At 73.6% G+C, this 13294-nt stretch carries 11 protein-coding genes; 8 read left to right on the top strand and 3 right to left on the bottom strand.

Annotation, left to right across the window (positions count from 1 at the left end):
• The first annotated feature begins 332 nt into the window (after positions 1-332).
• Both ABFY03_RS16150 and ABFY03_RS16145 read left to right on the top strand, forming a co-directional pair.
• On the top strand, positions 333-938 hold the full coding sequence (locus ABFY03_RS16150; protein ID WP_319008633.1) for a TetR/AcrR family transcriptional regulator: 606 nt from the start codon (positions 333-335) through the stop codon (positions 936-938).
• A gap of 121 nt (positions 939-1059) precedes the next feature.
• Positions 1060-2601, top strand: a complete 1542-nt coding sequence (locus tag ABFY03_RS16145; RefSeq protein ID WP_346170196.1) for an MFS transporter — start codon at positions 1060-1062, stop codon at positions 2599-2601.
• A 60-nt stretch (positions 2602-2661) separates the two neighbouring features.
• Here ABFY03_RS16145 and ABFY03_RS16140 read toward each other — a convergent pair whose 3' ends face one another.
• Positions 2662-3177, bottom strand: a complete 516-nt coding sequence (locus ABFY03_RS16140; RefSeq protein WP_346170195.1) for a MarR family winged helix-turn-helix transcriptional regulator — start codon at positions 3175-3177, stop codon at positions 2662-2664.
• 164 nt (positions 3178-3341) lie between these two features.
• On the opposite strand from ABFY03_RS16140, the gene ABFY03_RS16135 reads away from it, so the two are divergent.
• Positions 3342-4133 (top strand): dioxygenase family protein, encoded by a 792-nt coding sequence (locus ABFY03_RS16135; RefSeq protein ID WP_319008612.1) that lies wholly within the window; start codon positions 3342-3344, stop codon positions 4131-4133.
• Positions 4134-4151: 18 nt separating this feature from the next.
• On the opposite strand, the gene ABFY03_RS16130 is transcribed toward ABFY03_RS16135, so the two are convergent.
• Positions 4152-5162: a questin oxidase family protein gene (locus ABFY03_RS16130; RefSeq protein ID WP_346170194.1), complete on the bottom strand. Its 1011-nt coding sequence runs from the start codon at positions 5160-5162 to the stop codon at positions 4152-4154.
• 396 nt (positions 5163-5558) lie between these two features.
• On the opposite strand from ABFY03_RS16130, the gene ABFY03_RS16125 reads away from it, so the two are divergent.
• Positions 5559-6563, top strand: coding sequence for a sigma-70 family RNA polymerase sigma factor (locus ABFY03_RS16125; RefSeq protein WP_319008614.1), 1005 nt, complete (start codon positions 5559-5561; stop codon positions 6561-6563).
• A 191-nt stretch (positions 6564-6754) separates the two neighbouring features.
• Here the strand turns inward: ABFY03_RS16125 and ABFY03_RS16120 are convergent, their stop codons facing one another.
• Positions 6755-7711: a helix-turn-helix transcriptional regulator gene (locus tag ABFY03_RS16120; RefSeq protein ID WP_346170193.1), complete on the bottom strand. Its 957-nt coding sequence runs from the start codon at positions 7709-7711 to the stop codon at positions 6755-6757.
• A 62-nt stretch (positions 7712-7773) separates the two neighbouring features.
• On the opposite strand from ABFY03_RS16120, the gene ABFY03_RS16115 reads away from it, so the two are divergent.
• The 4 genes from ABFY03_RS16115 to ABFY03_RS16100 all read left to right on the top strand — a co-directional run bounded on the left by ABFY03_RS16115 (position 7774) and on the right by ABFY03_RS16100 (position 13235).
• Positions 7774-9315 carry an MFS transporter gene (locus ABFY03_RS16115; RefSeq protein ID WP_319008616.1) on the top strand — a complete coding sequence of 514 codons (1542 nt, stop codon included), beginning with the start codon at positions 7774-7776 and terminating at the stop codon, positions 9313-9315.
• A 211-nt stretch (positions 9316-9526) separates the two neighbouring features.
• Complete coding sequence (locus ABFY03_RS16110) at positions 9527-10288, top strand: DeoR/GlpR family DNA-binding transcription regulator (protein WP_346170192.1); 762 nt, start codon at positions 9527-9529, stop codon at positions 10286-10288.
• Positions 10285-11238: a 1-phosphofructokinase gene (gene pfkB, locus ABFY03_RS16105; RefSeq protein ID WP_319008618.1), complete on the top strand. Its 954-nt coding sequence runs from the start codon at positions 10285-10287 to the stop codon at positions 11236-11238. Before ABFY03_RS16110 ends, pfkB begins: the two co-directional genes overlap by 4 nt.
• Positions 11235-13235: a PTS fructose transporter subunit IIABC gene (locus tag ABFY03_RS16100; RefSeq protein WP_346170191.1), complete on the top strand. Its 2001-nt coding sequence runs from the start codon at positions 11235-11237 to the stop codon at positions 13233-13235. The genes pfkB and ABFY03_RS16100 overlap by 4 nt, the downstream gene beginning before the upstream one ends.
• The last annotated feature ends 59 nt before the right edge of the window (positions 13236-13294 follow it).

The raw sequence follows: 13294 nt of genomic DNA, 5'->3' as shown, positions 1-13294 counted from the left end.
CCGGCGACGGGGAGTGAGGCGCGAGTCGGTGTGAGTCAGGTCACAGCGGGCTTTGAAATATCCGGGGATTCCTTCCCCGTTTAGGAGAGAGTTCGACGAAGTGGGGACTGGTTCCCCGGATGACTCCGAAAGGCTGAGGAGGTCGTGGCGTGAGTGGTGTGACCCGCACCGACGGGCCGGCAGAGGCGGGCGTCGTGGACGCGACGGGCGCCGCAGAGGCGGCGCCTGCCGTACCCGCGCCCGCACCCGCCGTACCTGCCGCACCCGCACCCGCCGCACCCGCGCCCGACGCCCCGCCCGCGCGGCGCGTTCCGCGGCCGCGGGCCGACGCCCTGCGGAACCGCGAGCGGCTGGTGACGGCGGCCCGCGAGATGTTCGTGGAGTTCGGCCCCCTCGTCCCCTACGACGAGATCGCCCGCCGGGCGGGGGTCGGCAACGCCACGCTCTACCGGAACTTCCCCGAGCGCGCCGACCTCGTCCGGGAGGTCGTCCTCTCCCTGACCGCCCGGGTCGCCGGGCTCGCCGAGCGGGCCGCCGCGTCCGTCGTCGACGGCGGGGCGGACGCCTTCGAGGCGGTACGGGGCTTCGTCCACGGCGCCGCCGACGAGCGGGTCGGCGCGCTCTGTCCGATGCTCGACGCGGGCTTCGACCACGACCACCCCGACCTCGTCGCCGAGCGGGACCGGCTGGAGGAGTGCGTCGAGGAGCTCCTCGGCCTGGCGCGCGCGGCGGGCCGGCTCCGTCCCGACGTGGGCGCGGGCGACCTGATGGTCGCGGTCTCGCAGCTCACCCGGCCGCTGCCCGGCACCGGATGCGCCGCCTTCGCCCCCTTCGTCCACCGTCATCTGCAGCTCTTCCTCGACGGCCTGGAGGCGCCCGCCCGCTCCGTGCTGCCGGGGTCGGCCGTCACCCTGGAGGACCTGAGACGCGACGCGTGACGGCGGCCTCCCGCCCCTGAGCCGTCGCCGGACCTCCCCCCCCGGGCGCACGGACTCACCGACCTACCGAACGTTCAGAACGTCCTTTTCTTCGCTTTCGCACCAAGAGGTGGCTACCCCCATGCCCGGAACCGCCGAGACCGCACGGTCGACGGCCGCCCTCCAGCCCGACCCCGGCCGCTGGAAGGCCCTCGTCTTCATCGCCCTCGCCCAGCTGATGGTCGTGCTCGACGCGACCATCGTGAACATCGCCCTCCCCTCCGCCCAGCAGGACCTCGGCATCTCGGACGGCAACCGGCAGTGGGTCATCACCGCCTACGCCCTCGCCTTCGGCGGTCTGCTGCTCTTCGGCGGCCGCATCGCCGACCTCTGGGGCCGCAAGCGCACCTTCGTCGTCGGTCTGATCGGCTTCGCCGCCGCCTCCGCCCTCGGCGGTGCCGCGACCGGCGAGGCCATGATGCTCGGGGCCCGCGCGCTCCAGGGCGCCTTCGGCGCGCTGCTCGCGCCCGCCGCGCTCTCGCTGCTCGCGGTGACCTTCACCGACGCCAAGGAGCGCGCCAAGGCGTTCGGCATCTACGGTGCGATCGCCGGTGGCGGCGGCGCCGTGGGCCTGATCCTCGGCGGCTTCCTCACCGAGTACCTGAACTGGCGCTGGACCTTCTTCGTCAACATCCCGTTCGCCATCGTCGCCGCCATCGGCGCCTACCTGGTGATCCGCGAGCCGGCCGGCGGCCGCAACCGCTCCGCGCTCGACATCCCCGGCGTGATCCTCTCGACGCTGGGCCTGGTCGCGCTCGTCTACGGCTTCACCCGCGCCGAGTCCGAGGGCTGGAGCGACGCCGGCACGATCGGCATGTTCGTGAGCTCGGTGGTGCTGCTCGGCGCCTTCGTGCTCGTCGAGGCCAAGGTGAAGAACCCGCTGCTGCCGCTGCGCGTCCTCACCGAGCGCAACCGCGGCGGTGTCTACCTGTCGCTCGGCCTCGCCGTCATCGCGATGTTCGGCCTCTTCCTCTTCCTGACCTACTACCTCCAGGTCGTGAAGGGCTACTCGCCGGTCATGACGGGCTTCGCGTTCCTGCCCATGATCGCGGGCATGATCATCGGCTCGACCCAGATCGGCACGCGGCTGATGACCCGGGTCCCGCCGCGGCTGCTCATGGCCCCCGGCTTCCTGACCGCCGCCGTCGGCATGCTGCTCCTGACGCAGCTGGAGGTCGGCACCTCGTACGCGGGTCTGATCCTGCCGGCGCAGCTGCTGCTGGGCCTCGGCATGGGCACCGCGTTCATGCCGGCCATGTCGCTCGCCACGCACGGCGTGGACCCGAAGGACGCCGGTGTGGCCTCCGCGATGGTCAACACCTCGCAGCAGGTCGGCGGCGCCATCGGTACGGCCCTGCTGAACACGATCGCCGCCTCCGCGACGACCGCGTACCTCACCGACCACGCCGCCGGCGCGACCACCCCGGCCGCCCAGAAGCTGCTCCAGCTCCAGGGCATGGTCGAGGGCTACACCGCCGCGATCTGGTGGGCGGTCGGCATCCTGGTCGTCTCCGCGACGATCGCGGCCGTGCTGATCACCACCGGCAAGCCGGACACGGGTGTCGTCGCCAGCTCCGGCGCGGGTGCCGACGACGAGGTGAAGGTGCCCGTCATCGCGCACTGACGCCGCGTTCGCCTGCGGCCCCCCGCGGTGACGCCCCGCAGTGACCTGCCCTGGTTCCGCTCAGCGGAGCCAGGGCAGGTCCGCGTCCGGGCCCGTCGGCTCCAGGCCCTCCGCCATCACCCGCATGATCGCGCCGAGCTGTTCGACCTGCTCGGGGCTGAGCCGGTCGAACATCGCCTGCCGCACCGCCGCCACGTGCCCGGGCGCGGTGCGCCGCAGCACCTCCATGCCCTCGTCGGTGAGCTGCGCGAACTGGCCGCGCTTGTCGGAGGGACACTCCTCGCGCCGCACCCAGCCGTTCTTCTCCAGGCGGGCGACGGCGTGCGAGAGCCGGGAGCGGGTGATCTTGGCGCTCTTGGCGAGCTCGGTCATCCGCAGGCGCCGGCGCGGGGCCTGGGAGAGCTGGACGAGCAGGCCGTAGTAGACGTGCGGCATGCCCGCGTCCCGCTGCAACTGGCGGTCGAGGTGGTCCTCCAGGAGCGTGGTGGCGTGGAGGTACGAGCGCCAGACGCGCTGTTCGCCGTCGCTGAGCCAGCGCGGTCCGCGCGGTTCGGTGTTGTCTTCGGTGGCACCCATGCCGTCCATCGTACGACCCATTCTTGAAAGTTGAACTATGTAGGTTTACGCTGCATGTAATACGACGCTTGAAACTTCAAGTGATACTTGAGCGACGCTGCGGGCGGACCCTCAGGCGAAGCTCCAAGCGTCCCCCGAGACCGGCTGCGAAACGGAGGCCCGCCATGGACGCCGCCCTCGACGTGCGGATGCCCGCGCTCTACCTCTCCCACGGCGCGCCCCCGCTCGCCGACGACCCGGTCTGGCCCGGCCAGCTCGCCGCCTGGTCCGCCGGACTGCCCCGCCCCAAGGCGATCCTCATGGTCTCCGCCCACTGGGAGGAGGCCCCGCTCGCCCTCGGCGCCACCGAGACCGTCCCCCTCGTCTACGACTTCTGGGGCTTCCCCGAGCACTACTACCGGGTGGAGTACGCCGCCCCCGGCGCGCCCGAGCTCGCCGCGTCCGTCCGCAAGCTGCTGCGCGCGCCCGGCACCCCCGTGCAGGACATCCCCGACCGGGGCCTCGACCACGGCGCGTACGTGCCGCTCGTCGAGATGTACCCCGGGGCCGACATCCCGGTCCTGCAGATCTCCATGCCGACCCTCGACCCGCGCCGGCTCATGGACATCGGGCGCAGGCTGGCCCCGCTGCGCGACGAGGGCGTGCTGATCGTCGGCAGCGGCTTCTTCACCCACAACCTCGCCGCCCTCCGGCACACCGGCGGCGGCGTCCCGGGCTGGTCCGCCGAGTTCGACGCCTGGGGGAACGAGGCCCTCGCCGCCCGGGACGTGGACGCCCTCCTCGACTTCGAGCACAAGTCCCCGGCCGGACGCCTCGCCCACCCCCGTACGGAGCACTTCGCCCCGCTCTTCGTCACCATGGGCGCGGCGGACGCGGCCGGCGACCTCGACGCCGAGCGGTCGGTCATCGACGGCTTCTGGATGGGACTCGCGAAGCGGTCCGTCCAGTTCGGCTGAGCCCCGGCCGGACGGCCGTCACAGGAGCGGCGGGTTCAGCTCCACCGCGCGGACGGCGGCGGTCAGCGCGAGCGGACCGCCCACGTCGAGGGCGGTGTCGGCGAACTTGATCGTGTGGTCGTCGCCGTGCGCCGCCGCCCGCGCGAACACCTCCTCGGAGGTGAGGCCGACCGGCTCGTACGCGGCGGGCTCCCGGGGCGTGTACGCGGCCGTCACCGCCGCCGAGGCCGCCCAGGCCGCCGCCAGGCTCGGCGCCCACAGGGCGCGGGGGAGCGCCGGCAGGGTCCGCAGCACCGCGTTGGGCGCGGTCGCCGCGTGCACCAGCATGATCGGCTCGCCGTGCCCGTGCGTCGCGTACCGGTGCACGGCCGCCGCCACCAGCTCCGCCAGCCGCTCCCGCGCCGCCTCGGGCTCGGTCTCCGCGCCCCACGCGGGCAAGGCCGTGAGCTGCGCGAGCCGCTGCCGGATCCCGCCCTCCTGTTCCGGGACCGGCGGTACGGCGGCGAGCGCGGCGGCCGCGTCCGGCGCGGGGGCCAGCGCGGCGAGCGGCGGCAGCGGCTGGTGCCGCGCCGCCCAGTAGCCGAGCGCGTGCGCCAGCTCGGCCCGCCGGGGCGCGGTCTCCCCGCCGGGCGCGAGCAGCGTCCGTACGGCGTGCCCGGTGCGGATCACCGGATGCGTCGCCCCGCCCGCGATGCCGGGCAGCAGCCGCGGCCACCACTCCGCCAGCACGTCCCGCCACGGCCGGTCCGCCAGCTCGCGGCCGAAGTGACGGGTCCAGTCGGTGATCCGGGCGGGGTCGCCGAGCGCCTCCCGCCAGTTCCCGGCGGTGACCGGGGCGGACGGGGCGGGCGCGTCCTCCAGCTTCCCCGCGTACGCGTCGAGCCAGCGGTGCACGGCGGCGGAGTGCCCGTGCCGGGCCAGCGCCTCCACGGCCATCGGCGCGTGGTTGGTGAGCCAGCCGTTCCGCTCGGGTCCGGTGGTGTGGAGCCGTTCGAGGGCCTCGTCGAGGATGCCGGTGGTGTCGTCCATGGCCGGGACGGTAGGCCGGGCGGCACCGGCCCCGTAACGGGCTCGGGACCTACACCCGGGGGCGGAGGCGGGTCTCGGCCGGGGCCGGTGAGGTCGATGAGGCAACTTCCGCTCCCGTTCCGGCGTCGTAGGAGAAGAAGGGCGGACGGCCCGATCGTGTGACGGCCGTCTCACCGACAGAGCGGTCGGGGAAGGCCCGGAGGGTCGTTCCGTGGGCTCTGACCTGCGGATCCGTACCGGCGGCAGGCCGCCGGGCGGGGTGGCGGCCGCGCAGGATACTGCATGATCGCGAAAATCCTGAGCCTCCTGGGAATTCTGTCCCGATTCCGGTCGTTGTTTCCGTCGGATGCAGGGCACCCGCAAGGGTGTCGCGACCTACTCAGCAAGGGAGCACGCATGGCAACCCGTGCCGTCGCCCGTCGTCAGTCCACCGCCAAGAGCGGGGACAGCCGGGCAAGCAGCGTTCGCGCCGTGGGCGGGGAGATCGCCGACCGCGACCTGGTCGGCATGTACCTCGACGAGATCGCGCGCACGCCCCTGCTCGACGCCGCCAAGGAGGTCGAGCTCTCCCAGACCATCGAGGCGGGCGTCTACGCCCAGCAGATCCTCGACGGCGAGGTGGAGGACACCGAGGCGGCCGGGGCGACCCGCGAGGAGCTCGAGGCGCTGGCCGCCGAGGGCGAGCGTGCCAAGGACCTCTTCATCAAGTCCAACCTGCGGCTCGTCGTCGCCGTCGCGCGACGCTACCCGCGCAGCGGACTGCCCCTGCTCGACCTGATCCAGGAGGGGAACGCGGGCCTGGTGCGGGCCGTCGAGAAGTTCGACTACGCGAAGGGCTTCAAGTTCTCCACGTACGCCACGTGGTGGATCCGCCAGGCCATCACCCGGTCCATCGCCGACCAGTCCCGGACCATCCGGCTCCCCGTGCACCTCGTCGAGGAGCTCGGCCGGATCCGCCGGGTCCAGCGCGAGTTCAACCGCGAGCACGGACGCGAGCCGGAGCCCGCGGAGGTCGCGGAGGAGCTCGGCTCGACGCCGGAGCGGGTCACGGACGTCCTGGACTGGGCGCGCGACCCGGTCTCGCTCAACATGTCGGTCGACGACGAGGGCGAGACGCAGTTCGGCGACCTGCTGGAGGACACGTCGGCGATCTCGCCGGAGCAGTCCGTCCTCACGCTGCTGCGCAGCGAGGAGCTGGACGACCTGATCGACAAGCTCGACCACCGGACGGCGTCCATCATCCGGATGCGGTACGGCATCGAGGACGGGCGCGAGCGGACGCTGACGGAGGTCGGCAAGGAGCACGGGCTGACGCGGGAGCGGATCCGCCAGATCGAGAAGCACGCGCTGCTGGAACTGAAGAAGATGGCGCGGGACACGGGCTTCGACGCGGTGGCCTGAAGCGGCCGGCAACCAGACCGACGTCCGCGCGGGGCGCAGCTGCAGGGCGCCCGTCCGCCGGGCCCAGGCTTCCGCGCCTGAACCCGCACCCCCTGTACGGCTCCGTACGGGTGCGGGTCCAGGCCCGGGCCGCGGAGGCACCGCTTAGGGGTGCCTGCGGAACGATTGCCCACAACGGAACGGCGCGGCCGTTACGCGAGGGCCGTGGTCAGGCGGGTGGCCAGGGACTGGAGGTGGGTGCGGAGGGGGGTGGGGGCGTGGACCTTGAAGGGGACGTCCAGCAGGGCCAGGCGGACGGCCACCCACTCGACGGAGTCGGTGACGCGGCCCCGCAGCCGGCACGTCTCCGGACCGGTCGCGACCGGCGCGAGGTGCGCCGGGAGGCGCCCGGCGACGACGTCCGCCGGCGCGCCGAACTCGACGTCCAGGTCCACCTCCCCCTGCGCCCGCGTCATCGACCGCGCCAGGTACGCCGCCTCGTCCCCCTCCGGCAGCTCCCGCGGGGTGAAGCGCGCCCCGGTCGCGAGCGGGTCGGTGACGCGGTCGACCCGGAAGGTCCGCCAGTCCTCGCGCCCGAGGTCGTACGCGACGAGGTACCAGCGCCGGCCCGTCGACACCAGCCGGTACGGCTCGACGAGCCGCTTCGTCTCGGCGCCGTCGCCCGCGCGGTAGCTGAAGCGGAGCCGTTCGCGGCCGGTGACGGCGCCCGCGAGGGCCGTGAGGGTGGAGGGCGCGACGGTGGCGCCGTCGCCGCGGGTCAGCGGGATCGTCGCGTTCTGCAGCGTGGAGACCCGGTGCCGCAGCCGCGCCGGCAGGACCTGTTCCAGCTTGGCCAGGGCCCGTACGGACGCCTCGTCTACGCCCTCGATGGCGTGCCCGGCACCCGCCCGGAGGCCGACGGCGATCGCGACGGCCTCCTCGTCGTCGAGGAGCAGCGGCGGCATCGCCGTACCGGCGACGAGCCGGTAGCCGCCGACCGCTCCCCGGGTCGCCTCGACGGGATAGCCGAGGTCCCGGAGCCGGTCGATGTCGCGGCGGATCGTGCGCGGGGAGACCGAGAGCCGGTCGGCGAGCTCGCTGCCGGGCCACTCGCGCGGGGTCTGGAGGAGCGAGAGCAGATTGAGGAGTCGTGCCGGGGTGTCCGTCATGCGTTCTATGATGCTGGCTAAATAGGACGCGGTCTGACCTACATCACTCCTATGGTCCTCCTATGAGCGCACACGAGACCGAAGCCGCCGCGGGGGCGGGCAGCAGCGACACGGGGGACAGCAGACGCTGGATCGCCCTGGCCATCGTCATGACGGCCGCCTTCATGGACCTGGTCGACGCCACGATCGTGAACATCGCGATCCCGAGCATCGAGCACGACCTGGGCACCACGACCGCCGCGATCCAGTGGATCACCGCCGGATACGCGCTGGCCTTCGCGGCCGGCCTGATCACCGGCGGCCGCCTCGGCGACATCTACGGCCGCAAGCGGCTCTTCCTGCTCGGCACGGCGGGCTTCACGGTCGCCTCCGCGCTGTGCGGCGTCGCCGCGAACCCGGAGATGCTGGTCGCCTCCCGCCTCCTCCAGGGCGCGGCGGCGGCGATGATGGTGCCGCAGGTGCTGTCGATCGTCCACGTCACCTTCCCGCCGCACGAGCGCGGCAAGGTCTTCGGCCTGTTCGGCGCGATCGTCGGCCTCGGCGCGGTCTCCGGCCCGCTGCTCGGCGCGCTGCTCACGGAGTGGAACATCGCGGGTCTGGAGTGGCGGCCCATCTTCCTGATCAACCTGCCGGTGGGTGTCGCCGCGCTGCTGCTCGGCCGGGCGTTCATCACGGAGTCGAAGGCGCCGAAGGCGCTCCGCCTCGACCTGGTCGGCGTCGTGCTCGTCACGGCCGCGCTGCTGCTGCTGATCTACCCGCTGACCCGGGGCCGTGAGCTGGACTGGCCGCTGTGGGGGCACCTGATGATGGCGGCGAGCCCGGTCGTCTTCGGCGTCCTGGTCGCGTACGAGCGGTACAAGACGAAGAAGGACGGCTCGCCGCTGATCGAGCTGTCGCTGTTCCGGGTGAAGTCGTTCGCGGCCGGCATCGCCGTGCAGCTGACCTTCGGCATCGTGCTCGGCATCTTCTTCCTGGTGTGGACGCTCTACATGCAGCTGGGCCTCGGCTGGAGCGCGCTGCGGGCGGGCCTGACCGGGGTGCCGTTCTCGATCGCGGTCTCCATGGCGGCGGGCATGTCGGTGCAGCTGCTGGTGCCGCGGTTCGGCCGCAAGGTGCTCCAGGCGGGCGCGCTGACGATGGTCGCGGGCGTCCTGCTGTACTTCTTCGTCGCCGGGCGGTACGGCGCGGAGATCACGTCCTGGCAGATGATCCCGGCGCTGGTGGTGATGGGTCTCGGCATGGGGCTGATCGTGGCGCCGCTGACCGACGCGGTGCTGTCGGAGGTCCCGAAGGAGCACGCGGGCTCGGCGTCGGGCCTGATCAACATGACCGGGCAGATGGGTAACGCGATCGGGCTCGGCCTGGTGTCGGTCGTCTTCTTCGGCACCTTCGACGAGGAGCGCCTGAAGCAGGCGCCGCAGGAGGTCACGACGGCCTTCACGGACGCCTTCCGCAACTCGCTGGGCTGGGCGGCGGTGGTCCTCGCCGGGATCTTCCTGGTGATGTTCGCCCTGCCGGCCAGGCCGAAGCAGCACCTGGAGGGCGGCGCGGGCGACGACGAGCCGTCCGCCGCGGTGGAGAAGGAGCCGGCGCTCACCGTCTGAGCCGCACGGCACGCAGGGAGGAAGGGCCCCGGTCTTCGGACCGGGGCCCTTCCCGTGTCCCGGGGCCTTCGGACGTCCGGCGTGCGGGCCCTTGGACCTCGATGTCCGTTCATGCCCGTTTGAATGCCCGAATCCGTTTACTTCGTGGAAACGGGAGCGTAGCCTGACACTGAAACCACAGGTTCGGGCATCGAACGGACACGAAACCACCATGTACGCACCCGAGCGCCAGCAAGAGATCCTCCGGCTCGCCCGCGAGAGCGGCCGTGTCGACGTCCTCTCCCTCGCCGAGGAGTTCCAGGTCACCGCCGAGACCGTACGGCGGGACCTGAAGGCCCTCGACCGGGCCGGGCTCGTCCGCCGGGTGCACGGCGGCGCCATCCCCGCCGGCCGGCTCGACTTCGAGCCCGACCTCGCCGAGCGCGAAGCGGTCGCCGCCGACGAGAAGGACCGCATCGTCGCCGCCGCCCTGGCCGAACTGCCCGAGGAGGGCAGCGTCGTCCTCGACGCCGGGTCCACCGTCGCCCGGCTGGCCGCCGCCTTCCCCCTCGACAGCGCGCTCACCGTCGTCACCCACGCGCTGCCCGCCGCCGCCCGGCTCGCCGACCACCCCGGCATCGACCTGCACCTGGTCGGCGGCCGCGTCCGGCACCGCACCCGGGCCGCCGTCGACGCCTGGGCGCTGCGCGCCTACGGCGAGATCCGCGCCGACGTCGCCTTCGTCGGCGCCAACGGCTTCTCCGCGGAGCACGGCCTCACCACCCCCGATCTCGCGGAGGCGGCCGTGAAGCGGGCCGTCCTCGCCTCCGCCCGCCGGGTCGTCCTCCTCGCCGACTCCGCCAAGCACGGCGAGGAGCACTTCGCCCGCTTCGGCGCCCTCGCCGACGTCGACCTGCTGATCACCGACAGCGGCCTCGCCCCCGAGACCGCCGCGGCCCTGGAGGCCGCCGGAACGGAAGTCGTCCGCGCATGATCCTCACCGTCACCCCGAACCCCTCCCTGGACCGTACGTACGAGGTTCCCGGCCTCGACCGCGGCGAGGTCCTGCGGGCCACCGCCGAACGCGTCGACCCGGGCGGCAAGGGCGTCAACGTCTCCCGCGCGGTCGCCGCCGCCGGCCGGCGCACCGTCGCCGTCGTCCCCCTCGGCGGAGCCCCCGGCGCGCTCGTCGCCCAGCTCCTCGCCGGCCAGGGCATCGAGGTCGCCCCGGTCCCGGTCGCCGGCCAGACCCGTTCCAACATCGCCCTCGCGGAGCCCGACGGCACCCTGACGAAGATCAACGCCCCCGGCCCCGAACTCACCGCCGAGGAGGCCGAGTCGCTCCTCGCCACCGTCGGCGCCCACTCCCCGGCCGCCGCCTGGATCGCCTGCTGCGGCAGCCTCCCGCGCGGCCTCGCCCCCGAGTGGTACGCCCGGCTGGTCGCCCGCGCCCACGGCGCCGGCGCCCGGATCGCCCTCGACACCTCGGGGCCCTCGCTGCTCGCCGCCCTCACCGCCCGGCCGGACGTCGTGAAGCCCAACGCGGACGAGCTCGCCGAGGCCGTCGGCCGCCCCCTCACCACCGTCGGCGACGCCGTGAAGGCCGCCGAGGAGGTACGGGAGCGGGGCGCGGGCGCGGTCCTGGCCAGCCTCGGCGCCGACGGGCAGCTCCTCGTCACCGCGGCCGGCACCTGGTTCGGCACGGCCTCCGTCGCCGCCGTCCGCTCCGACGTCGGCGCGGGCGACGCCTCCCTGGCCGGCTTCCTGGCGGCGGGCGGCGAAGGCCCGGAGGCGCTGGCCGCGGCCGTCGCCCACGGCGCCGCCGCCGTCCAGCTGCCCGGCAGCCAGATGCCCACCCCGGCGGACCTCGACCCGGCCGCCGTGACCGTCACCTCCGACGTACCCCTGGACGTCGTCCTCAGCCAGCAAGGGAGCCCGCGATGAGCGCCATGATCACCGCGGACCTGGTCGACCTCGACCTGTCCGCCGACACCAAGGAGGCGGCGGCCCGCTCGCTCGCCGAGCGCATGGTCGCGCGCGGCCGGGTGACCGACCTGGACGGCTTCCTGGCCGACGTCGCCGCGCGCGAGGCCCAGATGCCGACCGGCCTGGACGGCGGCATCGGCATCCCGCACTGCCGCAGCGCCCACGTCACCGAGCCGACCCTCGCCTTCGGCCGGTCGGCCGAAGGCATCGACTTCGGCGCCCCCGACGGTCCGGCGGACCTCATCTTCCTGATCGCCGCCCCGGCCGGCGCGGACGACGCCCACCTGACGATCCTGTCGTCGCTGGCCCGGCAGCTGATGGACGAGCGGTTCACCGGCGCGCTGCGGACCGTGGCCTCCCCGGCGGAGGCCGCGGCGATGATCGCGGGCGAGGAGACCCCGGAGGAGACGGCCGCTCCGGACGAGACGGAGGCGGTGGCTCCGGTGGCTGAGGCTCCCGCGACCGCAGCTCCGGTCGCGGAGGCGCGTCCCTTCCGGATCGTCGCCGTCACCTCCTGCCCCACCGGCATCGCGCACACCTACATGGCCGCCGAGGCGCTGGAGAAGGCCGGCCGGGAGGCCGGCGTCGAACTCGTCGTGGAGACCCAGGGCTCGGCCGGCTTCACCCGGCTCGACCCGGCGGTCGTCGCGGCCGCCGACGGCGTGATCTTCGCCCACGACGTGCCCGTCCGGGAGAAGGAACGGTTCACCGGCAAGCCGACCGTCGACGTCGGTGTCAAGGCCGGCATCAACCGGCCCGCCGAGCTGATCGGCGAGGTACGCGGCCGGGCCGAGCGCGGCGAGACGACCGCCGCCGCGCCCACCCCCGTCGAACAGGCCGGGGAGCCCGAGGAGGGGTACGCCACCAGGCTGCGCAAGTGGCTGATGTCCGGCGTCAGTTACATGGTGCCGTTCGTCGCGGCCGGCGGTCTCCTGATCGCCCTGGGCTTCGCCCTCGGCGGCTACGACATCGACAAGGCCCCGTCCGTCGCCGAGCACTTCGCCTGGGGCCAGATCGACAGCTGGGCCGCGCTGATGTTCCAGATCGGCGGGCTCGCGTTCGGCTTCCTGGTGCCGGTGCTCGCCGGCTACATCGCGTACGGGATGGCGGACCGGCCCGGCCTCGTGCCCGGCTTCGTCGGCGGCTCCATCGCGCTCACCATCGACGCGGGCTTCCTCGGCGGCCTCGCCGCCGGTCTCCTCGCGGGCGGCAGCGTCCTCGCGATCCAGAAGGTCCGGGTCCCCGCCGCGCTGCGGGGCATCATGCCGGTGGTCGTGATCCCGCTCCTGTCGTCGATCGCCGTCGGCTTCCTGATGTTCCTGGTGATCGGCAAGCCGATCGCGGGCCTCCAGTCCGCGCTCACCGACTGGCTCTCCGGCCTCTCCGGCGCCAACGCGGTCGTCCTGGGCGTGATCCTCGGCCTGATGATGTGCTTCGACCTCGGCGGCCCGCTCAACAAGGTCGCGTACGCCTTCGCGGTCGGCGGCCTCGCCACCCCGAACGAGGGCTCCCTCAAGGTGATGGCCGCGGTGATGGCCGCCGGCATGGTCCCGCCGCTGGCGATGGCCCTGGCCACCGTGGTCCGCGGCCGGCTCTTCACGAGGACCGAGCGCGAGAACGGCAAGGCCGCCTGGGTCCTCGGCGCCTCCTTCATCACGGAGGGCGCGATCCCCTTCGCCGCCGCCGACCCGCTGCGCGTCATCCCCGCCGCGATGGCGGGCGGAGCGGTCACCGGCGCCCTGTCGATGGTCTTCGAGTGCACCCTGCGGGCCCCGCACGGCGGAGTCTTCGTGATCCCGCTGATCGGCAACCCGTTCCTGTACCTGCTCGCGATCGTGGCCGGCGTCCTGGTGAGCGCCGCGCTCGTCATCCTGCTGAAGAGCATGCGGAAGACCGCCCCCGAGGGCGTCGAGACCACCGCCACGGCCGCCCCGAAGGTGACCGTGGCCGCCTGAACCGGCCCCCGGACAGGGAGGGCCGGACCCCGAGAGGGGCGGTGCGCACCGCGAGCGCA

Source organism: Streptomyces roseofulvus, from assembly GCF_039534915.1.
Lineage (GTDB): Bacteria > Actinomycetota > Actinomycetes > Streptomycetales > Streptomycetaceae > Streptomyces > Streptomyces roseofulvus.
Note: the sequence above shows the minus strand (reverse complement) of the source record. Positions and strands in the feature narration are given on the sequence as shown.

What these genes read in the sequence shown, in the direction of transcription:
- ABFY03_RS16145 (WP_346170196.1), top strand. Translation starts at nt 1,060, where the DNA reads ATGCCCGGAACCGCCGAGACCGCACGGTCGACGGCCGCCCTCCAGCCC.
- ABFY03_RS16140 (WP_346170195.1), bottom strand. Translation starts at nt 3,177, where the DNA reads ATGGGTGCCACCGAAGACAACACCGAACCGCGCGGACCGCGCTGGCTC.
- ABFY03_RS16135 (WP_319008612.1), top strand. Translation starts at nt 3,342, where the DNA reads ATGGACGCCGCCCTCGACGTGCGGATGCCCGCGCTCTACCTCTCCCAC.
- ABFY03_RS16130 (WP_346170194.1), bottom strand. Translation starts at nt 5,162, where the DNA reads ATGGACGACACCACCGGCATCCTCGACGAGGCCCTCGAACGGCTCCAC.
- ABFY03_RS16125 (WP_319008614.1), top strand. Translation starts at nt 5,559, where the DNA reads ATGGCAACCCGTGCCGTCGCCCGTCGTCAGTCCACCGCCAAGAGCGGG.
- ABFY03_RS16120 (WP_346170193.1), bottom strand. Translation starts at nt 7,711, where the DNA reads ATGACGGACACCCCGGCACGACTCCTCAATCTGCTCTCGCTCCTCCAG.
- ABFY03_RS16115 (WP_319008616.1), top strand. Translation starts at nt 7,774, where the DNA reads ATGAGCGCACACGAGACCGAAGCCGCCGCGGGGGCGGGCAGCAGCGAC.
- ABFY03_RS16110 (WP_346170192.1), top strand. Translation starts at nt 9,527, where the DNA reads ATGTACGCACCCGAGCGCCAGCAAGAGATCCTCCGGCTCGCCCGCGAG.
- pfkB (WP_319008618.1), top strand. Translation starts at nt 10,285, where the DNA reads ATGATCCTCACCGTCACCCCGAACCCCTCCCTGGACCGTACGTACGAG.
- ABFY03_RS16100 (WP_346170191.1), top strand. Translation starts at nt 11,235, where the DNA reads ATGAGCGCCATGATCACCGCGGACCTGGTCGACCTCGACCTGTCCGCC.